Source organism: Acetivibrio ethanolgignens, from assembly GCF_001461035.1.
Taxonomy (GTDB): domain Bacteria; phylum Bacillota; class Clostridia; order Lachnospirales; family Lachnospiraceae; genus Velocimicrobium; species Velocimicrobium ethanolgignens.
In genome coordinates this window covers 1-4,397 of the sequence record NZ_LNAM01000177.1, presented here as the reverse complement: position 1 = coordinate 4,397, position 4,397 = coordinate 1, and the positions used below count along the sequence as shown (strand labels likewise).

The window sequence follows — 4,397 nt, the reverse complement described above, 5'->3', positions numbered from 1 at the left end:
ATTTTACTGACTTTCTCCCCGCTTTCTGATATAATATTTGCAAGGGTTTTGATAAAATCAAATCGTTTTTCTTGCAGTTTTCCTGCATATTTTAAGGATAAAGGAGCTAAATACCAGCCTATGGGACTCCACATGAATCCGGATAACCGCTGGATCAAACTGGCTGACCGAATCAAAGGAACGCTGACCATTGATGCAAACTGTGCACCCGCAAATATCCGTTATCCGCAGGATATCTCACTTCTGAACGAAGCAAGAGAAAAGCTGGAAACCATCATTTACCGATTTTGCAAATCCTATGGTCTGAGGCTGCCCAGACGCTACCGCAAACAGCTTGGTTATGTGAAAAGAGATCTGCGGTATCTGGAACAGTTCATGAGTGATGGATATGCCATGACAGGTAAGGCTATCGACTGGTATCTTACCATCATCAAACTGTATGAACAGCAACAGTATATGTATGCTAACAGAGTCCATTCTGTGGAGCATCGCATTGTAAGCATCTCGCAGCCATGGCTTCGACCGATTGTCAGAGGGAAGGTCAAAGTACCTGTTGAATTTGGTGAAAAATTTGATCTCAGCCTTGACAGTGAAGGCTATGGGCGTATCGAAAAAATATCTTTCGAGGCATACAACGAGAGCACCTGCCTGATTGAAGCGGTAGAACGCTTCAAAGAACGTACCAGATATTATCCGGTACGTTCTTTGGCAGACCAGATATACCGAACCAGGGAAAACAGGCATTATTGCAAGGAGCATGGATACGGTTATCAGGTCCAAAGCTGGGCAGACCAAGTGCTACAACAAAAGTGGATAAAAAACAAGTGTATCAGGATAATACCGATAGAATCGAAGTAGAGCGTAGCTTTAGTCTGGGCAAACGTTGCTATGGGATGAACTGCATTAGCACGAAGCTGAAAGAAACCCAGTTGACTTCTATCGCATTATCTGTATTCGTGATGAGTCTGTTTAGGGTTCATCACGAATACCTTGCACTCTTTTGCAGTTACTCCGATTCTGGCATGATTGGAGTAAAGGTAGGAGCTTGAACTTACAAATATCCGCTTAGTCAGCAGACACTAAGTACATCTTCAAATTGCTCTAGTGGAATTTTAACTAATGTTTTTTGTTGATTTTTCATACCAAACATAAATACGGCTAGTGTCTCATAACCTTCTTCAGCTAATCTTTGAGCTTCACCAAAATTCGGGCTACCTTCTGAGCCACCATAACAAATGACAACTCCTTTGTATAGCTTATTCTCAGGTTTCAAATGAAACCCTTGAAAAGTACCTTCATCAACATATTTTACATCAATACCCTTTGTGTTTTTAGGATACAAATCTATATTGGTTACATTTTTATAATATTCAGATGCAGACAAACCATCATTTCGATATTTATAGTCGTTGTATAGTCTTAAAATAAATACAAGGACACCTACAACTATTATAATAATTAATATAAACAAAAATATTTTTTTAATTTTTTTCATCTTATCTCTTCTCGTATAATAAGTTTGTAAGCAAGAAAAACCGCTTACAGACTTATTCTTTTTTTGTATAAATGGTAAGAACATCTAAGAGGAACTCCCCTCATCCCGATTCCCATCTATACAGTCAAAGTTACATTTCAATATAGGTAGCTCCTGTGGTATAATATCAGGCAGAGTCTGCTGTCCGAAGGCACCGCTGTTCCTCCTTTCAGCCGGCTTAGTCCGAGACTGCTTCGAAAGCATTCAGCCTGGCACATACGGCACATTCCGCTGACACAGAATTTTCATTCCCAGCCGTTAGCCCCAGCAAGAAAGGCTGACTAGGTGCAGCTTTCTTTTTATCAGTAATAAGCAGGTTATTTATCGCTTACGCATTATCCCTTTTATGAAATATTGATCTGTAATTTTGCTATTCCACTTCTCCATTGAATTTTTGCAAGTAAAGTAAGGAACATGACCCATATTATGCCTGTTAAAATGTTTAGGAAAAAAGCCTCTGAGCTTTCACCTGATAACAAAACATTAATAGGAGTATATATATATAATTTAAATGGCAAATACATCAAGATCCCTTGAAGTATATCAGGAAACAGATAAATAGGAATCAAGGAACCAGATGCTAACATTCTTAATGCCTTAAATGCTGTCATGGCACCTCTGATTTTTTCTATTTTTAAAGCTAATAATCCGACATTGTACCACAGTAAAAACTCAACAACTAACCCAATAAGTAAGTATACAAAGAAATATAATAAATTTAAAGGTTTTATATTACCATAAAAAAACACAAAAATTAATGCTGGTATAAAAACCACAGAGTAGCATACCATCCAAGCAATAAATTTACATACCTTTGGTACTATATATCCTATAGGCCTCACTAAAAAATTAGATAATATGCCTCCCTCCACATCACTTTGAATATCAGTTGCAATATGAGCAAATGGGAAAGCGTATCCTAATAAAATAACAAACAAGTAATAACATATCATATATGAAAATTCAAAAGCATCATAGGATAGCAAAGATTTCCAAAGGAATATATACATAAATAGCTGTATAGGTAAATATATGAGCTTTAAGAATAATTCCAATGGATATTTCAAATTGACTTTCACATACGTATTAATAAGTATTATATATTTATCCGTTAATGCTTTCATATCTTTCCAGTCCTTTTTTCCAAATAATATTATTTATTACAAGCCACAAAATTATATTAATAATCATGCCTGCAATAGAAATACTTATCGTTTTTATCCCAACTAAATTACATACTATTTCAGCCGAAAATGTACTAAAGAAATAAAATGGAACTAAAAACTTAAAAATATATATAATAATGGGAGGCATTATAGTCAAGGGATATTTGTTAAATGAAGTCAGGGCATCAGATACTTCACATATAGCACTCATTTTTCCATGCCAAAAAGCAAAATAGCTACCACATAACCTTATCAATGACAATACAATATTTGCCATAATAACTATTATAACTCCAAATAAAACGGAGGTAATGCTAATCTTTGTGTTTGATACAATAAGTAAAAAAATAAATTCCAGAAATGTGAGAATAATCTCTACATAATCAATATTTAGAATAATAAATCTGACTCTGGGATCCAACGGCCTGGTCAGAGTGTTATCAAGGATTGCATTATAAATATAATACCAAAATCTTGAAGCCATCGAAAAAAAAGCATTGTTCAATCCGTAAAATAACTCGGAAAATGCTATAAATACAATTACATTATTATAACTCCAACCAGGTAATTTATAATTTTTGGAATTAATAACATACCAAAATAATAAATTTAATAATAAGTAAATGAATTTGCTAAAAACATTTATTATTGCATCTTTTTTATAATATTTAAATCTTCTTATTTCAAATGAAAATAAAAGCTTGATTATATTAATTTCCTTGCGAAAGAACATCTTCAAGTACCTCTCTTATATTTATTTCTTCAACATTTATAGAACTAACCTTATATGCCTCCAAGGCCTCTTTAACTATATCATCGAATTCATTAGCATGGCTAAGAAATAAAATCAGTGAATTTTCATTTATTTCATGACATTTTTTTGAGAATAATATAGCTTTGTTTTGGTCAAGAATATCTGTATATGAAATAATAATTTTCTTATTCAGTCCTATTTTATCTGTGACAGCTTTAGGATTACCACAATATGCAATTCTTCCATTTTTCAAAATCACGGTCTTATCACATACCCCCTCTATATAATCAACCTCATGGGTTGTAATAATTATTGATTTTCCATTTTTTTTAAGCTCATTTATGAGGTTATATAATCCTTTTTTTGCATTGTAGTCTAAACCAATTGTTGGTTCATCTAATATTATGTATTTTGGATCATGAAGCAAAATAGATATTATTTCGCATTTTACTCTCTCTCCAAAGCTTAATTTACGATATGGTTTTTCCAGTAATTCATTTATATCTAGGAAGCTATTTAAATAATTAAAATTTTTTTCATATGTGTTATCTGATAAATTATAGATGGCCTTAAAAAATTTTAAATTATCAGAAACGGATAAATCAATAATAAAAGAGCTTTTTTGGTTAAAAATTACCCCCATATTCTTTATAAGTTGTTTTCTATATTTAAAAGAATTTTTCTCTTCAATCAATACTTCACCAGAGGTGGGCTTTAACACACCACAAATGCACTTTAATAAAGTAGATTTGCCAGAACCATTATGCCCAAGTAATGCAATTACTTCGCCTTCTTTTATTTCTAGTTCTATGTTTTCTAATACACAGGTTCTTCTTTTGTTCAATGATACATATTCTTTGTGGACATTAGCTATTTTAATCATTTTTTATCTCCTTTATCAGTGGACACCATGCCAGATACAGCTGCATCAGGATATCCGCTA

The 4,397-nt window shown here is 33.1% G+C and carries 3 protein-coding genes and 2 pseudogenes; 1 reads left to right on the top strand and 4 read right to left on the bottom strand.

All coding sequences use genetic code 11. The annotated features are described in order from the left end of the window. Positions 1 to 177: 177 nt before the first annotated feature. Positions 178 to 977 (top strand): annotated as a pseudogene (locus tag ASU35_RS13195) (transposase); the annotation flags it as partial. 101 nt (positions 978 to 1,078) lie between these two features. Here ASU35_RS13195 and ASU35_RS13190 read toward each other — a convergent pair. The 4 genes and pseudogenes from ASU35_RS13190 to ASU35_RS13175 form a co-directional block, all read right to left on the bottom strand. After that, positions 1,079 to 1,495 (bottom strand): annotated as a pseudogene (locus tag ASU35_RS13190) (acyl-CoA thioesterase); the annotation flags it as partial. 383 nt (positions 1,496 to 1,878) lie between these two features. Continuing rightward, complete coding sequence (locus tag ASU35_RS13185; RefSeq protein WP_058351554.1) at positions 1,879 to 2,658, bottom strand: ABC-2 family transporter protein; 780 nt, start codon at positions 2,656 to 2,658, stop codon at positions 1,879 to 1,881. Continuing rightward, positions 2,639 to 3,433 carry an ABC-2 family transporter protein gene (locus ASU35_RS13180; RefSeq protein WP_058351553.1) on the bottom strand — a complete coding sequence of 265 codons (795 nt, stop codon included), beginning with the start codon at positions 3,431 to 3,433 and terminating at the stop codon, positions 2,639 to 2,641. The genes ASU35_RS13185 and ASU35_RS13180 overlap by 20 nt, the downstream gene beginning before the upstream one ends. Then, positions 3,411 to 4,337: an ATP-binding cassette domain-containing protein gene (locus ASU35_RS13175; protein WP_058351552.1), complete on the bottom strand. Its 927-nt coding sequence runs from the start codon at positions 4,335 to 4,337 to the stop codon at positions 3,411 to 3,413. Before ASU35_RS13175 ends, ASU35_RS13180 begins: the two co-directional genes overlap by 23 nt. Positions 4,338 to 4,397: the final 60 nt, after the last annotated feature.

What these genes read in the sequence shown, in the direction of transcription:
- ASU35_RS13185 (WP_058351554.1), bottom strand. Translation starts at nt 2,658, where the DNA reads ATGAAAGCATTAACGGATAAATATATAATACTTATTAATACGTATGTG.
- ASU35_RS13180 (WP_058351553.1), bottom strand. Translation starts at nt 3,433, where the DNA reads ATGTTCTTTCGCAAGGAAATTAATATAATCAAGCTTTTATTTTCATTT.
- ASU35_RS13175 (WP_058351552.1), bottom strand. Translation starts at nt 4,337, where the DNA reads ATGATTAAAATAGCTAATGTCCACAAAGAATATGTATCATTGAACAAA.